General features: G+C 73.4%; 16 protein-coding genes. 13 read left to right on the top strand and 3 right to left on the bottom strand.

The window, feature by feature from the left end; genetic code table 11:
- The first annotated feature begins 58 nt into the window (after positions 1-58).
- The 3 genes from KME75_RS01900 to KME75_RS01890 are packed head-to-tail and all read left to right on the top strand — an operon-like array spanning position 59 to position 2,858.
- A complete protein-coding gene (locus KME75_RS01900) occupies positions 59-1,165 on the top strand; it encodes a Re/Si-specific NAD(P)(+) transhydrogenase subunit alpha (RefSeq protein ID WP_219412752.1) in 1,107 nt (368 codons plus the stop codon).
- Positions 1,165-1,476 (top strand): NAD(P) transhydrogenase subunit alpha part 2, encoded by a 312-nt coding sequence (locus tag KME75_RS01895; RefSeq protein WP_219412751.1) that lies wholly within the window; start codon positions 1,165-1,167, stop codon positions 1,474-1,476. Before KME75_RS01900 ends, KME75_RS01895 begins: the two co-directional genes overlap by 1 nt.
- Positions 1,476-2,858: an NAD(P)(+) transhydrogenase (Re/Si-specific) subunit beta gene (locus KME75_RS01890; RefSeq protein ID WP_219412750.1), complete on the top strand. Its 1,383-nt coding sequence runs from the start codon at positions 1,476-1,478 to the stop codon at positions 2,856-2,858. Before KME75_RS01895 ends, KME75_RS01890 begins: the two co-directional genes overlap by 1 nt.
- A gap of 5 nt (positions 2,859-2,863) precedes the next feature.
- Here the strand turns inward: KME75_RS01890 and KME75_RS01885 are convergent, their stop codons facing one another.
- Together KME75_RS01885 and KME75_RS01880 are read right to left on the bottom strand one after the other, a co-directional pair.
- Positions 2,864-3,436, bottom strand: a complete 573-nt coding sequence (locus KME75_RS01885; RefSeq protein WP_219412749.1) for a hypothetical protein — start codon at positions 3,434-3,436, stop codon at positions 2,864-2,866.
- A gap of 109 nt (positions 3,437-3,545) precedes the next feature.
- Positions 3,546-4,874 (bottom strand): MFS transporter, encoded by a 1,329-nt coding sequence (locus tag KME75_RS01880; protein ID WP_219412748.1) that lies wholly within the window; start codon positions 4,872-4,874, stop codon positions 3,546-3,548.
- Positions 4,875-5,253: 379 nt separating this feature from the next.
- Here KME75_RS01880 and infA point away from each other — a divergent pair, with 379 nt between their 5' ends.
- The 10 genes from infA (at position 5,254) to eccB (ending at position 11,876) form a co-directional block, all read left to right on the top strand.
- Positions 5,254-5,475 (top strand): translation initiation factor IF-1, encoded by a 222-nt coding sequence (gene infA, locus KME75_RS01875; protein WP_028929190.1) that lies wholly within the window; start codon positions 5,254-5,256, stop codon positions 5,473-5,475.
- A 28-nt stretch (positions 5,476-5,503) separates the two neighbouring features.
- Positions 5,504-5,617 carry a 50S ribosomal protein L36 gene (gene rpmJ / locus KME75_RS01870; RefSeq protein ID WP_010148647.1) on the top strand — a complete coding sequence of 38 codons (114 nt, stop codon included), beginning with the start codon at positions 5,504-5,506 and terminating at the stop codon, positions 5,615-5,617.
- A 166-nt stretch (positions 5,618-5,783) separates the two neighbouring features.
- Complete coding sequence (rpsM, locus tag KME75_RS01865) at positions 5,784-6,164, top strand: 30S ribosomal protein S13 (protein WP_219412747.1); 381 nt, start codon at positions 5,784-5,786, stop codon at positions 6,162-6,164.
- Positions 6,164-6,571, top strand: a complete 408-nt coding sequence (rpsK, locus tag KME75_RS01860; protein WP_219412746.1) for a 30S ribosomal protein S11 — start codon at positions 6,164-6,166, stop codon at positions 6,569-6,571. The genes rpsM and rpsK overlap by 1 nt, the downstream gene beginning before the upstream one ends.
- A gap of 19 nt (positions 6,572-6,590) precedes the next feature.
- On the top strand, positions 6,591-7,196 hold the full coding sequence (rpsD, locus tag KME75_RS01855) for a 30S ribosomal protein S4 (RefSeq protein ID WP_219412745.1): 606 nt from the start codon (positions 6,591-6,593) through the stop codon (positions 7,194-7,196).
- A 90-nt stretch (positions 7,197-7,286) separates the two neighbouring features.
- Positions 7,287-8,330, top strand: a complete 1,044-nt coding sequence (locus KME75_RS01850; protein WP_219412744.1) for a DNA-directed RNA polymerase subunit alpha — start codon at positions 7,287-7,289, stop codon at positions 8,328-8,330.
- 2 nt (positions 8,331-8,332) lie between these two features.
- Entirely contained in the window at positions 8,333-9,031 is a 699-nt protein-coding gene (gene rplQ, locus KME75_RS01845) for a 50S ribosomal protein L17 (RefSeq protein WP_219412743.1), read from the top strand.
- Between the two features lie 77 nt (positions 9,032-9,108).
- Entirely contained in the window at positions 9,109-9,915 is an 807-nt protein-coding gene (gene truA / locus KME75_RS01840) for a tRNA pseudouridine(38-40) synthase TruA (RefSeq protein WP_219412830.1), read from the top strand.
- A gap of 264 nt (positions 9,916-10,179) precedes the next feature.
- Positions 10,180-10,422 (top strand): hypothetical protein, encoded by a 243-nt coding sequence (locus tag KME75_RS01835; protein ID WP_219412742.1) that lies wholly within the window; start codon positions 10,180-10,182, stop codon positions 10,420-10,422.
- Positions 10,423-10,505: 83 nt separating this feature from the next.
- Positions 10,506-11,876, top strand: a complete 1,371-nt coding sequence (eccB, locus tag KME75_RS01830) for a type VII secretion protein EccB (protein ID WP_219412741.1) — start codon at positions 10,506-10,508, stop codon at positions 11,874-11,876.
- A 79-nt stretch (positions 11,877-11,955) separates the two neighbouring features.
- Here the strand turns inward: eccB and mycP are convergent.
- The coding region (gene mycP / locus KME75_RS01825) for a type VII secretion-associated serine protease mycosin (RefSeq protein WP_219412740.1) at positions 11,956-13,230 on the bottom strand (1,275 nt) is incomplete at its 5' end.

Raw genomic sequence — 13,230 nt, 5'->3', positions numbered from 1 at the left:
CAGGAGACCTGATCACACGGCGGGCGTGGTCTGCTCCATGCTGGTCTAGGTTCCCCCCATGAGATCCGAAGCGACGGGCCAGGGGGCCGTCACCGTCGGTGTGCCCCGGGAGTCCGGCGCCGGTGAGCGCCGGGTCGCCCTGGTGCCCAAGGCGGTCGAGCGGCTCCGGTCGCGGGGCGCGCAGGTCGTCGTCGAGCCCGGCGCCGGCGCGGGCGCCCTGATCCCCGACGAGGCATACCGCGCCGCGGGGGCCACGATGGGCGACCCGTGGCCGTCCGAGGTCGTGGTGAAGGTCGCGCCGCCGACCCGCGAGGAGATCGGGCGGCTGCGGGCCGGTGGCACGCTCATCGGCTTCCTGTCCCCGTTGACCTCGCCGGAGACGATCGCCGCCCTGCGCGCCGCGGACGTGCAGGCGTTCGCCATGGAGTCGATCCCACGGATCTCCCGCGCCCAGTCGATGGACGCGCTGTCCTCGCAGGCGAACGTCGCGGGATACAAGGCCGTGCTGCTGGCGGCCGAGCGGTCGACGCGGTTCTTCCCCATGCTCACCACCGCCGCGGGCACGGTGAAGCCGGCCACGGCCCTCGTGCTGGGGGTCGGGGTGGCGGGCCTGCAGGCACTCGCCACGGCGAAGCGGCTCGGGGCTCGCACCACCGGGTACGACGTGCGCCCCGAGGTCGCCGACCAGGTCCGCTCGCTTGGCGCGCAGTGGCTCGACCTCGGGATCGAGGCGGCGGGTGAGGGCGGCTACGCGCGGGAGCTCACCGAGGACGAGCGCGCCGAACAGATGAAGCGCCTGGAGGAGGCGATCAGCGGCTTCGACGTCGTGATCACCACCGCCAACGTTCCGGGCAGGCGGGCCCCCACGCTCGTCACGGCGGAGGCGGTGGCCGGGATGCGGCCCGGCAGTGTCGTGGTGGACCTGGCGGGGGAGAGCGGCGGCAACTGCGAGCTCACCGAACCGGGCGAGGTCGTGGTGCGGCACGACGTGACGATCGCGGCGCCGCTCAACCTGCCGGCGACGATGCCGGAGCACGCGTCGGAGCTGTACTCCCGCAACGTGTCCGCGCTGCTGGAGCTGATGCTCGACGAGCACGGCGCGCTCGCCCCGGACTGGGACGACGAGGTGCTCGCGAAGTCGTGTGTCACGAGGGGGGAGCGGTGATGGAAACGGGTCTGCTGGCGAACCTCGCCATCCTGGTGCTGGCCGGCTTCGTCGGCTTCGCGGTGATCTCGAAGGTGCCGAACACGCTGCACACGCCGCTGATGTCGGGAACGAACGCCATCCACGGGATCGTGCTGCTCGGCGGTCTGATCGTGCTCGGCGAGCTGGAGAATCCCTCGGTCGTCGACGCGATCATCCTGGTGGTCGCGATCGCCTTCGGCATGATCAACGTGATCGGCGGGTTCCTGGTCACGGACCGGATGCTGGGCATGTTCAAGGCGCGGCCCGACCGGGAGAAGGAGCAGCGCTGATGGACACGCTCGTCCCGGTCCTCTACATCGTTGCGTTCGCGCTGTTCATCTACGGCCTGATGGGCCTCACCGGCCCGAAGACCGCTGTGCGGGGCAACTGGATCGCGGCCGTCGGCATGACGCTCGCCGTGGTCGCGACGCTGCTGCAGGTGGAGCACAACTGGCTGCTCATCGCCGTCGGCCTGGTCGTCGGTGCCGCGCTGGGCGTCCCGTCGGCCCGGCAGGTCAAGATGACCGCGATGCCGCAGATGGTGGCGCTGTTCAACGGCGTCGGCGGCGGTGCCGTCGCGCTCATCGCGTGGTCGGAGTTCCGCTCCACCGAGGGCTTCACCGCCGAGCCGACCCACGTGATCGTGGCGTCGCTGTTCGCGGCGATCGTCGGGTCGGTGTCGTTCTGGGGATCGCTGGTCGCCTTCGGCAAGCTCCAGGAGATCGTGCCGGGGCGACCGATCGGGCTCGGCAGCGCGCAGCAGGTCGTCAACGGGCTGCTGCTCCTCGGGGCGGTCGCGTGCGCCGTGGTGGCGGGGCTGGGCGGGGCGGCCGAGCTGTGGATCGTCGGGGTGCTCGTGCTGGCCGCCGTGCTCGGCGTGCTCGTGGTGCTCCCGATCGGCGGCGCGGACATGCCCGTGGTCATCTCGCTGCTCAACGCGATGACCGGCCTGTCCGCCGCGGCGGCTGGACTGGCGCTGGACAACACGGCGATGATCGTGGCCGGCATGATCGTCGGTGCGTCCGGCTCGATCCTCACCAACCTGATGGCGCGGGCGATGAACCGCTCGATCCCGGCGATCGTGGCGGGCGGCTTCGGAGGCACGGCCACGCTGCCCGGGGCGGGCGACGGCGTGGAGCGCACCGTCACCTCGACGTCGCCCGCGGACGCGGCGATCCAGATGGCGTACGCGTCGCAGGTGATCGTGGTGCCCGGCTACGGGATGGCCGTCGCCCAGGCCCAGCACGCCGTGAAGGACATGGCCAAGCTGCTCGAGGCGCGCGGGGTGGAGGTCAAGTACGCCATCCACCCGGTGGCCGGGCGCATGCCGGGCCACATGAACGTCCTGCTCGCGGAGGCCGACGTCGCCTACGAGGCGCTCAAGGAGATGGACGAGATCAACGGGGAGTTCGCCCGCGCCGACGTCACGCTCGTGATCGGGGCGAACGACGTCACCAACCCGGCGGCGCGCACCGACCCCAGCTCGCCGATCCACGGGATGCCGATCCTCAACGTCGACGAGTCCCGGTCCGTGATCGTGCTCAAGCGCTCGATGAACAGCGGGTTCGCCGGGATCGACAACCCGCTGTTCTACGCCGACCGGACGTCCATGCTGTTCGGGGACGCGAAGAAGTCGGTGCTGGAGGTGACCGAGGAGCTCAAGGCCCTGTAGTGCGGCTACAGCCCGTCGAGGTGAGCCCCCACCCGCGCGAGCACTGCCGCGAGCGCGGTGAGCGTGCCGTCCAGATCGCCGGGCAGCTCCAGGGAGTGGTCCGCGCCCGGCACCTCGACGACCGTGCAGCCGGTGCTCGCCGCCGCCGCGCGGTCCCAGTACGGGTCGGCACCGCCCCCGATCAGCAGGGTCCCGGCCGGTGCGCGGGCGGCCGCCCGCCGGACCTCCTCGACGCCGAGTAGCGGCGTGAGCCAGACGCCCCTCAGGCCGCGCTCGGCTGCGGCCGGGAGCGCTCGGCTGCCGAGCGACTTGGCGACGACGAGGTCGCGGCCCGGGTCGGCGTCGGCGAGCAGCGCGCGGGCGGCGTCGGCCACGGCCGTCCCGTCCGCCGGGTCGAGGCCGGGCACCCGGTCCCACTGGACGACCCGCACGCCCCACCCGCGCTGCCGGAGCAGGACACGCGCGTAGTACAGCAGCGGCGCCTGCGGCCCGTAGCCCCGCCCGGGCAGCAGCGTGGCGACCGGGCCGCCGGGTTCGGCGCCCGGCTCCGTCTCGTCGACGAGATCCGTCGCGGCCACGGCACGAGCATGGCACCTCCGTTCCGCCCACGCACCCCGTCTCCGCCCACGCACCCCGTCGCGGCTCACGCTCCCCGTCGAGCAGGTGCGCGGACCGATTCGGGGTGCGTCAGGCGGGGGTGGGGGTCCGTGCGTCGGGCGCGGCCGGGGCCGGGTCGAGCGGGTGGGCGACCTCGTCCCGCGGCAGCCGCCAGCCCAGGATCGCGGCCACGGCGAGGAACACCGGGATCGCCCCGGCGAGGACGAACGTGAGCGGCACCCCGAGCCATTCGCCCACCGGGCCGGCCAGCGCCATGGACACCGGCATCAGGGCCAGCGACACGAAGAAGTCCAGGCTCGAGACGCGTCCCAGCAGGTGCGGCGGGACCCGCCGCTGGAGCAGGGTGCCCCAGATGACCATGGCGGCGGCGCCGGTGAACCCGACCACGAACACGGCAGCGGCCATCACCCACAACCGGTCGGTGATCCCGATGAGCGTCATCGGTGCGGCACCGGCGCCCCACAGCAGGAGCATCGCGGTGAGGTAGCGCCGCGGCATCCGCCACGAGGACACGAGCAGCGAGCCGACGGCCCCGCCCACGCCGAACGCGGCCAGGACGAAGGCGAAGCTGCTCGCCCCGCCGCCGGTCTGGTCGCGCACGGCGAAGGGCAGCAGCACCTCGATCGGCCCGATGAGCACGAGCACGTAGAGCGTGGCGAAGGCGAGCGAGGCGAACAGCCAGCCCGTGCGGAACAGATAGGCGAACCCTTCGCCCAGGTCGGCCAGCACCGACCGCTTCTGCCCGGTCGCCGTCGCCGCCACCGGCACGGAGCACATCGCCACCAGCGCGACGAGTGCCAGGGCGTAGATCACCGCCGCCAGCAGGAGGGCGATGGCCGGCGCGAACGCCCCGACCAGGGCGCCGGCCAGCGCCGGGCCGAGCGCCTGCTGCGCGATCGGCCGCAGCGTGCCCTCCACGCCGTTGGCGGCCAGCAGCTCGTCCTGCGGCAGCAGGGTCGGCAGCAGCGCCGAATACGCCGGGAAGAAGAACGCCTCCGCCGCGCCGACCACGAACGCGATGACGGCCAGGTGCCACAGCTCGAGCGCTCCCGTCACCGCGAGCGCCCCGGCGCCCGCCGCCGCGCCGATCCGCACGGCCTCGACCCCGATCAGCAGGGCCCGCTTGGGCAGCCGGTCGGCGGCGACACCGCCGATGAGCACGCTGACCAGCAGCCCGACGCTCGACGCCGTGGCGACGAGCGACAGCTCCGACGGCCCGCCGCCGAGCGCGATCACCTGGTAGACGACCGCGACGATCCACAGCCCGCTGGCGAACAGCGACGCGGCCATCGACGCCACCAGGAAGCGGTAGTCGCGGTGGCGGAAGGGCCGCAGGGCCCGGGGGAGCGGGCGGCGCGCCCCGGTCGTCGTCTCCGTGGGGTTGTCGCCGGGGGTCATGGCCGTCCAGTCGCTGTGGGTCGGGTCGTCACGGCCTCATGGCACACCGTGAACCGGAGTTGAGGTCAAGAGCAGGCCAACGGTAGCCGGGACCCCCGACATCCGACGTCCGATTTCCGGCAGGCCGAGTGACGTGCGGCGGTACGTCATGCTGCTCGCAGTACCGGATCCACGTGTGGTGCGTCCCGCGAACGTGGCGCTCACTACCCCATGTGCGTACCGCTCCGCAACGGTCGTACACTGGTGTTTCGGCGCGCCCGTTGCCGCCAGTTCCGTCGTGCCTCCCGCACCCCACGGACCTGGAGTAGAGGCGTGCCTGCACCAGGCAGTACAGCACGCACATCCAAGAGTACGTACATCGTCACGGAACGCGGAGGACATGGCCAAGAAGGACGGGGCGATCGAGGTCGAGGGCCGGGTCGTCGAACCCCTGCCGAACGCGATGTTCCGCGTGGAGCTGGAGAACGGGCACCGGGTCCTCGCGCACATCAGCGGGAAGATGCGGCAGCACTACATCCGGATCCTCCCCGAGGACCGGGTGGTCGTGGAGCTGTCTCCCTACGACCTCACCCGTGGCCGCATCGTCTACCGGTACAAGTGACGCACCACCAACCGAGAGAGCGACGGACGTGAAGGTCCAGCCAAGCGTCAAGAAGATCTGCGACAAGTGCAAGGTGATCCGCCGTCACGGGCGGGTCATGGTGATCTGCGAGAACCTGCGCCACAAGCAGCGCCAGGGCTGATCGCCGCCGTCGCAGGCGGAGACGCAGCAACACAGAGGAACTCAGCGCACCTGCCGGGCCACACGGGCCCGGTTCACCCCCGGAACCAGGCCGGGGCCCGGATCACCAGGCGAACCGGGACGGGCGCCGAGCAGACCTGGTCGACAGAACGAGGAGAACCCGCCGTATGGCACGCCTGTCCGGCGTCGACCTCCCCCGCGAGAAGCGGATGGAGATCGCGCTCACTTACATCTACGGGATCGGCCGGTCCCGCTCGAAGGAGATCCTCGACGCAACCGGGATCAGCCCGGACCTGCGGTCGCGCGATCTGACCGACGAGGACCTCGCGAAGCTCCGCGAGTACATCGAGAACAGCTACCGCGTCGAGGGTGACCTGCGCCGTGAGGTGCAGGCCGACATCCGTCGCAAGATCGAGATCGGCACCTACCAGGGGATCCGGCACCGCCGGGGCCTGCCGGTCCGCGGCCAGCGCACCAAGACCAACGCCCGTAGCCGCAAGGGCCCGAAGAAGACGGTCGCCGGCAAGAAGAAGGCAGGTAAGAAGTAATGCCGCCCCGCACTCGCGCTGCGTCCGGGCCCAAGAAGGTCCGGCGCAAGGAGAAGAAGAACGTCGCGCACGGCCACGCGCACATCAAGAGCACCTTCAACAACACCATCGTGTCGATCACCGACCCGACCGGTGCCGTGATCGCGTGGGCCTCCTCCGGCCACGTCGGTTTCAAGGGCTCGCGCAAGTCCACGCCGTTCGCCGCGCAGATGGCCGCCGAGAGCGCCGCCCGCAAGGCCGCCGAGCACGGCATGAAGAAGGTCGACGTGTTCGTGAAGGGCCCCGGCTCCGGCCGGGAGACCGCGATCCGCTCGCTGCAGGCAGCCGGCCTCGAGGTCGGCACCATCTCCGACGTCACCCCGCAGCCGCACAACGGCTGCCGGCCGCCCAAGCGGCGCCGGGTCTAGGGAAAGGGAGTAACCAGACATGGCTCGTTACACCGGACCCATGACCCGCAAGTCCCGCCGGCTGAAGGTCGACCTCGTCGGCGGCGACCAGGCGTTCGAGCGTCGTCCGTACCCGCCCGGCCAGCACGGCCGGATCCGGATCAAGGAGACCGAGTACCTCCTGCAGATGCAGGAGAAGCAGAAGGCGCGCTTCGCGTACGGCGTCCTGGAGCGGCAGTTCAGCCGCTACTACGAGGAGGCCAACAGGCGTCCCGGCAAGACCGGCGACAACCTGCTGCAGATCCTCGAGTCCCGCCTGGACAACGTCGTCTACCGGGCCGGGCTCGCCCGCACCCGGCGGATGGCCCGCCAGCTGGTGAACCACGGCCACTTCCTGGTCAACGGGAAGAAGGTCGACATCCCCAGCTTCCAGGTGTCGCGCTACGACATCATCGACGTCCGGCCGAAGTCGATGAACACCGATCCGTTCATCATCGCCAAGGAGCTCCTCGGCGACCGTCCGGTTCCCGCGTGGCTGCAGGTCGTCCCGTCGAACATGCGCATCCTGGTCCACCAGCTGCCCGAGCGTTCTCAGATCGACACGCAGGTCACCGAGCAGCTGATCGTCGAGCTTTACAGCAAGTAAGGCTCGGCTCCCCCGGTCCCGCAGGGTGGGGCCGGGGGTTCACCGCGGCATCAAATAGCGGTTGCCGCGGGTGCTAAGGAGGCACATCCCATGCTGATCTCTCAGCGTCCCGCACTGGCCGAGGAATCGGTCGTCGACACCCGCTCCCGGTTCGTCATCGAGCCGCTGGAGCCGGGCTTCGGCTACACGCTGGGCAACTCGCTCCGGCGTACCCTGCTCTCCTCCATCCCGGGGGCGGCCGTCACCAGCATCCGCATCGACGGCGTCCTGCACGAGTTCACCACCGTGCCCGGGGTCAAGGAGGACGTCACCGACATCATCCTCAACCTCAAGGAGCTCGTCGTGAGCTCCGAGGAGGACGAGCCGGTGACCATGTACCTGCGCAAGCAGGGCCCCGGCCCGGTCACCGCAGGCGACATCGTGCCCCCGGCCGGTGTCACCGTGCACAACCCGGACCTGCACATCGCCACCCTGAACGACAAGGGCCGCCTCGAGGTCGAGCTCGTCGTCGAGCGGGGCCGCGGCTACGTGCCGGCCATGCAGAACAAGGCCACCGGCGCCGAGATCGGCCGCATCCCGGTCGACTCGATCTACTCGCCGGTCCTCAAGGTGACCTACAAGGTCGAGGCCACCCGCGTCGAGCAGCGCACCGACTTCGACAAGCTGGTGCTCGACGTCGAGACCAAGCCCTCGATCACCCCGCGGGACGCGCTGGCCTCGGCCGGCAAGACCCTCGTGGAGCTGTTCGGGCTCGCCCGCGAGCTCAACGTCGACGCGGAGGGCATCGAGATCGGCCCGTCGCCGCAGGAGGCCGACACCATCGCGGCCTTCGCGATGCCGATCGAGGAGCTGGACCTCACCGTCCGCTCCTACAACTGCCTGAAGCGCGAGGGCATCCACACCGTGGGTGAGCTGGTGGGCCGCAGCGAGGCCGACCTGCTCGACATCCGCAACTTCGGCGCCAAGTCGATCGACGAGGTCAAGATGAAGCTCGTCGGCCTCGGCCTGGCCCTCAAGGACAGCCCGCCCGGATTCGACCCGTCGGCCGCGGCCGCCGAGTACGGCTCCGACGGGTTCGACCCCGACACGTTCGGGGACGACGGCCAGGACTACGCAGAAACGGAGCAGCTGTAGCCATGCCTCAGCCCACCAAGGGGCCTCGTCTCGGCGGGTCACCTGCCCATCAGCGGCTGATCCTGGCCAACCTGGCCACGGCGCTGTTCGAGCACGGCCGGATCACCACCACCGAGGCCAAGGCGCGGCGGCTGCGGCCGTACGCGGAGCGCCTGATCACCAAGGCGAAGCGGGGCGACCTGCACAACCGCCGTGAGATCATGAAGGTGATCCGGGACAAGTCGGTCGTGCACCGGCTCGTCGCCGAGATCGGTCCGTTCTTCGCCGACCGCAACGGCGGCTACACGCGGATCACCAAGACGCTGCCGCGCAAGGGCGACAACGCCCCCATGGCCGTGATCGAGCTGGTCGCGCAGAAGACGGTCACCGACGAGGCCGACCGGGCGCGCCGCGTCGCCGCGTCCCAGCAGCAGAAGCCGGCCCCGGCCGCTGCTGAGACCGTCGAAGGCGACACGGCCGACGCCGCCACCGCGGGCGAGGCGGCCGACGCCGCCGAGGACGCGGCCGACAAGGCTCTCGACGCCGCCGTCGCGGCGGACGAGGCCAGCCCGGGCAGCCAGGCCGCGGACGACGCGGTGGACGCTGCCGTGGCGGCGGAGGAAGCGGCCGACGCGACCGCCGAGGCCGCCGCCGAGGCCCGGGCCGAGGAGGAGAGCACCTCGAGTGCGGACGAGCCCGGCAAGCCCGAGGCGAAGTCCTGACCCACCCGCACCACCCGCGCGAGCCCGCCGTCCCTCCGGACGGCGGGCTCCGCGGCGTTTCCGAGGCGGTCGAGGCGCTGTCGGCGCGGTTCCGGTTCGACATCGCCTACGACGGCACGGACTTCTCGGGCTGGGCGATCCAGCCGGGACGGCGCACGGTGTGCGGCGAGCTCACCGAGTCGCTCTCGCGGGTGCTGCGGCGGCCCGTCGCGCTCACCGTCGCCGGCCGCACCGATGCCGGAGTGCACGCCACCGGCCAGGTCGCGCACGCCGACCTGCCCGCCGACCTCGACGGCACGTGGCTCGTGCGCAGGCTCGCCCGCCTGCTGCCGCCCGACGTCCGGGTGCGTGCGATCGTGCCGGTCCCACCCGCCTTCGATGCCCGGTTCGGCGCACTGCGCCGCCACTACCGCTACCGCGTCGCCACGGCGCCGCACGGCGCCGAGCCGCTGCGCGCCCGCGACACCCTCTCCTGGCCGTACCCCGTGGACGTGGAGGCACTGAACGCCGCCTCCGCGGGCCTGCTCGGCGAGCACGACTTCGCCGCGTTCTGCAAGCGGCGCGAGGGCGCCACCACGGTGCGGGCGCTGCAACGACTGGCCTGGACGCGCGCGGACGACGGAGTGGTGGAGGCGGCCGTGTCCGCCGACGCGTTCTGCCACTCGATGGTCCGCAGCCTGGTCGGCGCGTTGCTCGACGTGGGCCGCGGCCGCAGGCCGGTGTCGTGGCCCGCCGAGCTGCTGACCCGCGGCGGGCGCGCCAGCGAGGTCGGTGTCGCCCCCGCGCACGGGCTCACGCTCGTCGGAGTCGACTACCCGCCGGACGCGGAGCTGGCGGACCGCGTGAACGCGACGCGCCGGTTGCGCGTGACCGACGCACCGTGATCGGCCCGTGACCCGGGGTGGGTCGGGCGGGCGCGGTCCGCGCTTCTCGTCCGTACGTGGCACGCCCTGATGGAGGGTGACGCGCGAGGACGGATTCGCCCGAAAGAGCTGTTTTCCCTACACTCCCCGTGATCGGGGCGAAATCTACGTTCTTCCCCATGCGGGCAAAGGCGCCGAAGACGTACCTTGCCCCCATCCGGTTGCTCCGGCACCGCGGGCCGCCCCGGCCCCGCTCCCCAGCATGCCGACCAGAACGGAGACGCCGTGATCCCGACACCCTCCACGCGGCCGACCGAACCCGACTGCCCGGCGGCCCCAGAGGCCGAGCGGACGCCACACGTCCCGGCTCCGCGCGGCGAACGGGTCGTCACCCCGGCCCAGGTGAACCGGGCCGTGTTGCAACTGCGCGAGCGTCGCGGCCAGACCGCGGCCGAGCAGCTCCAGGCCGTGCTGCGTGCGCTCGACCTGACCATCGCGCCGGATCAGGACGCACCCGGGCCGCGGTGACGCGCGCCGCCCGCGTCCGGCGGGCGGGCGCCTCTTCTGCCGAACGCCCGCGGGACGAGGGCCGCGCCGGTTAGCGTCGCGAGGTGCCCAGAGCGAGCGTGCGGGCGCCTGCCACCCGGGACCAGGCCGACGCGTACCGGTACGGGCTGCGCAGGCTCGACGCCGCGCTGGTCCGCGGCGACCCCGTACCCCTGCACGAACAGATCCGCTCGCAGCGCAGGGCCGCCCTCGCCGGTGTGCTGCTCGGGCTGCTCGGTGTCGTCGGCGTCGCGGTGTACGCGTGGGCGGTGCCTGCCCCGGACTGGCGCCGCAACACGCTCGTCGTCGGGGCCGGCTCGGGCGCGATGTACGTCGTGGCCCACCATCCGGACCGGCTGGTGCCGGTCGCGAACCTGGCAGCGGGCCGGCTCGTGCTCGCCGCGCTCCGCCGGGGTGGGGCCACCGAAGCCGATCCCGCCACCGCCACCCCCGTCCTCGTCCCCGATGCCGATCTCGACGGTGGACCGCGGACGGCCACGGCAGCCGTGCCGGGCGCGGTCGCGGTGTGGCCGGACGGGTCGGGCGTGGCCCCACGGTGGGCGGTGTGCGACGTGGTCGCGGCCGACGGGACGCTCGTCGCGACCACCGTGATCGGCGGGGCGGCGCCGTCCGCGCCGCTCCCGCCGGAAGAGCGGGTGCTCCTGGCCGCGCCCGACGGCTCCACCTGGCTCGTCGCGGGCGGTCGCCGCCATCGCGTCGACACGGGCGACGGCGGGCTCATGGTCGCGCTGGGCCTGCGCAACGAGGTGCCGCGGGCGGCGTCCGCCGGGCTGGTGTCGCTGCTCCCGGAGGGCCCGGTCCTCGCCACCCCGCACGTGCCGCAGCGGGGCGAGCCCGCTCCCGGCGAGCTGCCGGGCCGCATCGGCGACGTGCTGGTCGCCGAGCGGGTGGACGGCCGGGCGCAGTACTTCGTCGTGCTCGCGAGCGGCCTGCAGGAGGTGCCGGAACCCGTGGCGGAGCTCCTGCGGGTCGCCTCGGGCGCACACGCGGTGGTGCCCGTCGGCGCCGACGTGCTCGCCCGTGCCACATTCGTGGAAGAGTTGCCCGTCGCCGGGTGGCCGGCGGCCGCACCACCGCTGCGCGGCGCGGCCGAGGCACCGGCCCTGTGCTGGACCTGGGCCGCCGACGGCGATCCCTACGGGGCGGCGTGGTTCGGAGCCGGGCTGCCGGTGGCCTCCGGCACCGCCCCGGTCGCGCTCGCCCAGGCCGACGACGCCGGCGAGGACATCGACGCCGTCGCCGTCGGGCCCGGTGGGCCCGTGCGCGCCACCGGGCCGGGACGGACGCCGGGCGCGGGGCCACTGTGGCTCGTGTCGGCCACCGGGGTGGCACACGGGGTGGCCGACGACGCCACCGCAGCCGCGCTGGGGATCACGGCCGCCGACCGCGTCGTCGACGTGCTGGGCCCGGGCTGACGACCGGCGTGCACACGCGCGGGTGGCCGTGCACATGTCCGGCGCCGTGCACGGCCACCGCCAGGTGTGCATGGTCGGGTCAGGGCACCCGTCGGGGTCGCGCCGGCCGGCGCCGCAGCAGCGTTGCCGTCGCGCCACTCGCGAGCGCGAGCAGGGCCACCGCGAGCACGTCGACCGGCCACGGCGACTCCGACCGCGCGGCCCGCGGGGCGGTGCCCGGCAGTTCGGCGGTCCGCACCCCGACCGTGCCCTCCGGGGCCGGTTCGAGCACGGCGGGCACCGCGGTGAGCGCTGCCACCGGGTCGATCACGCCGTGGCCGAGGGCCGCGCTGTGGCCACCGGCCGGCCTGCGGGCGGTGGCGAGGATCCGGTCGACCACCTGCTCGGCGGTCAGATCGGGAAACCGCTCGCGCACCAGCGCGGCCAGGCCGGCCACCCACGGCGCGGCGAAGCTCGTGCCGTCGAGACCGCTGCCGGTGGTGCCGCCCCCGACGGCGAGCGAGCGCAGGCCGATGCCCGGCGCCGCGACGTCGACCCAGGGGCCCGGCACCGTGAACGGCGCGGGCGCGTCGTCCGGCCCGACCGCACCCACCGTGAGGATCTCCGCGTCGTACCAGCCGGGCAGGGCGACCTGCTCCGGGCCCGGCGCCGCGCACGACAACGGCCCCGCGTTGCCCGCCGCGGCCACCACCACGACGTCCGCGGCTGCTGCGTACCGCAGCGCGGCATGCAGCGATGCGCCCGCCACGGCCGCGCGGTCCGGTGACAGGCAGACCGCCTCCGAGATGTTGACGACGTCCGCCCCGCCGCGGACGGCGAGTACCACGGCGTCGGCAAGGGTGTCGGTGTCGCCCGCCGGGCGCAGCCCGCCGTCGGGCGCCGGCACCTCGAACGACGGGCTCGACTGCCGGATCGCGAGCAGCTCGGCAGCGGGGGCGATGCCGATCGGTGTAGGTGCGCGGCCGTCCCGGCCGGGCGCGGGGGCGGCCCCGAGCAGACCGGCGACGGCGGTGCCGTGCCCGTCGCAGTCGTCGAGGCCGTCGCCGCCGGTGAGGTAGTCGCCGCCGCCGCGCAGCCGGTCGCCGAGCAGCCGGTGCGGGAAGACCCCGGTGTCGATCACCGCGATGAGCTGGCCGCGCCCGGTGGCGAGCCGGTGGACCTTGGCGAGCTGCATGCGGGCGGAGCCCGGCGCGTCGGGGCCGGTCGGGGCGGTGGCCGGGTCGGCAGGGGGCGGTGTGCAGCGCTCGGGTCTGCGCAGGCCCGGGGCGGGCCCCGGCCTGCTCCCCGCGGGGGTGTCGACCCGCACCGGTGGCGGCGGGGGCGGGTCGGCCGGCCCCGACGCCGCCGCGGCGCC

Source organism: Pseudonocardia nigra, from assembly GCF_019396355.1.
Classification (GTDB): Bacteria; Actinomycetota; Actinomycetes; order Mycobacteriales; family Pseudonocardiaceae; genus Pseudonocardia; species Pseudonocardia nigra.
This window is presented reverse-complemented; position numbering and strand designations above follow the sequence as displayed.

Bases quoted from the DNA above. Each gene is read 5' to 3' on its own strand.
- KME75_RS01900 (WP_219412752.1), top strand. From the start codon at position 59: ATGAGATCCGAAGCGACGGGCCAGGGGGCCGTCACCGTCGGTGTGCCC.
- KME75_RS01895 (WP_219412751.1), top strand. From the start codon at position 1,165: ATGGAAACGGGTCTGCTGGCGAACCTCGCCATCCTGGTGCTGGCCGGC.
- KME75_RS01890 (WP_219412750.1), top strand. From the start codon at position 1,476: ATGGACACGCTCGTCCCGGTCCTCTACATCGTTGCGTTCGCGCTGTTC.
- KME75_RS01880 (WP_219412748.1), bottom strand. From the start codon at position 4,874: ATGACCCCCGGCGACAACCCCACGGAGACGACGACCGGGGCGCGCCGC.
- infA (WP_028929190.1), top strand. From the start codon at position 5,254: ATGGCCAAGAAGGACGGGGCGATCGAGGTCGAGGGCCGGGTCGTCGAA.
- rpsM (WP_219412747.1), top strand. From the start codon at position 5,784: ATGGCACGCCTGTCCGGCGTCGACCTCCCCCGCGAGAAGCGGATGGAG.
- rpsK (WP_219412746.1), top strand. From the start codon at position 6,164: ATGCCGCCCCGCACTCGCGCTGCGTCCGGGCCCAAGAAGGTCCGGCGC.
- rpsD (WP_219412745.1), top strand. From the start codon at position 6,591: ATGGCTCGTTACACCGGACCCATGACCCGCAAGTCCCGCCGGCTGAAG.
- KME75_RS01850 (WP_219412744.1), top strand. From the start codon at position 7,287: ATGCTGATCTCTCAGCGTCCCGCACTGGCCGAGGAATCGGTCGTCGAC.
- rplQ (WP_219412743.1), top strand. From the start codon at position 8,333: ATGCCTCAGCCCACCAAGGGGCCTCGTCTCGGCGGGTCACCTGCCCAT.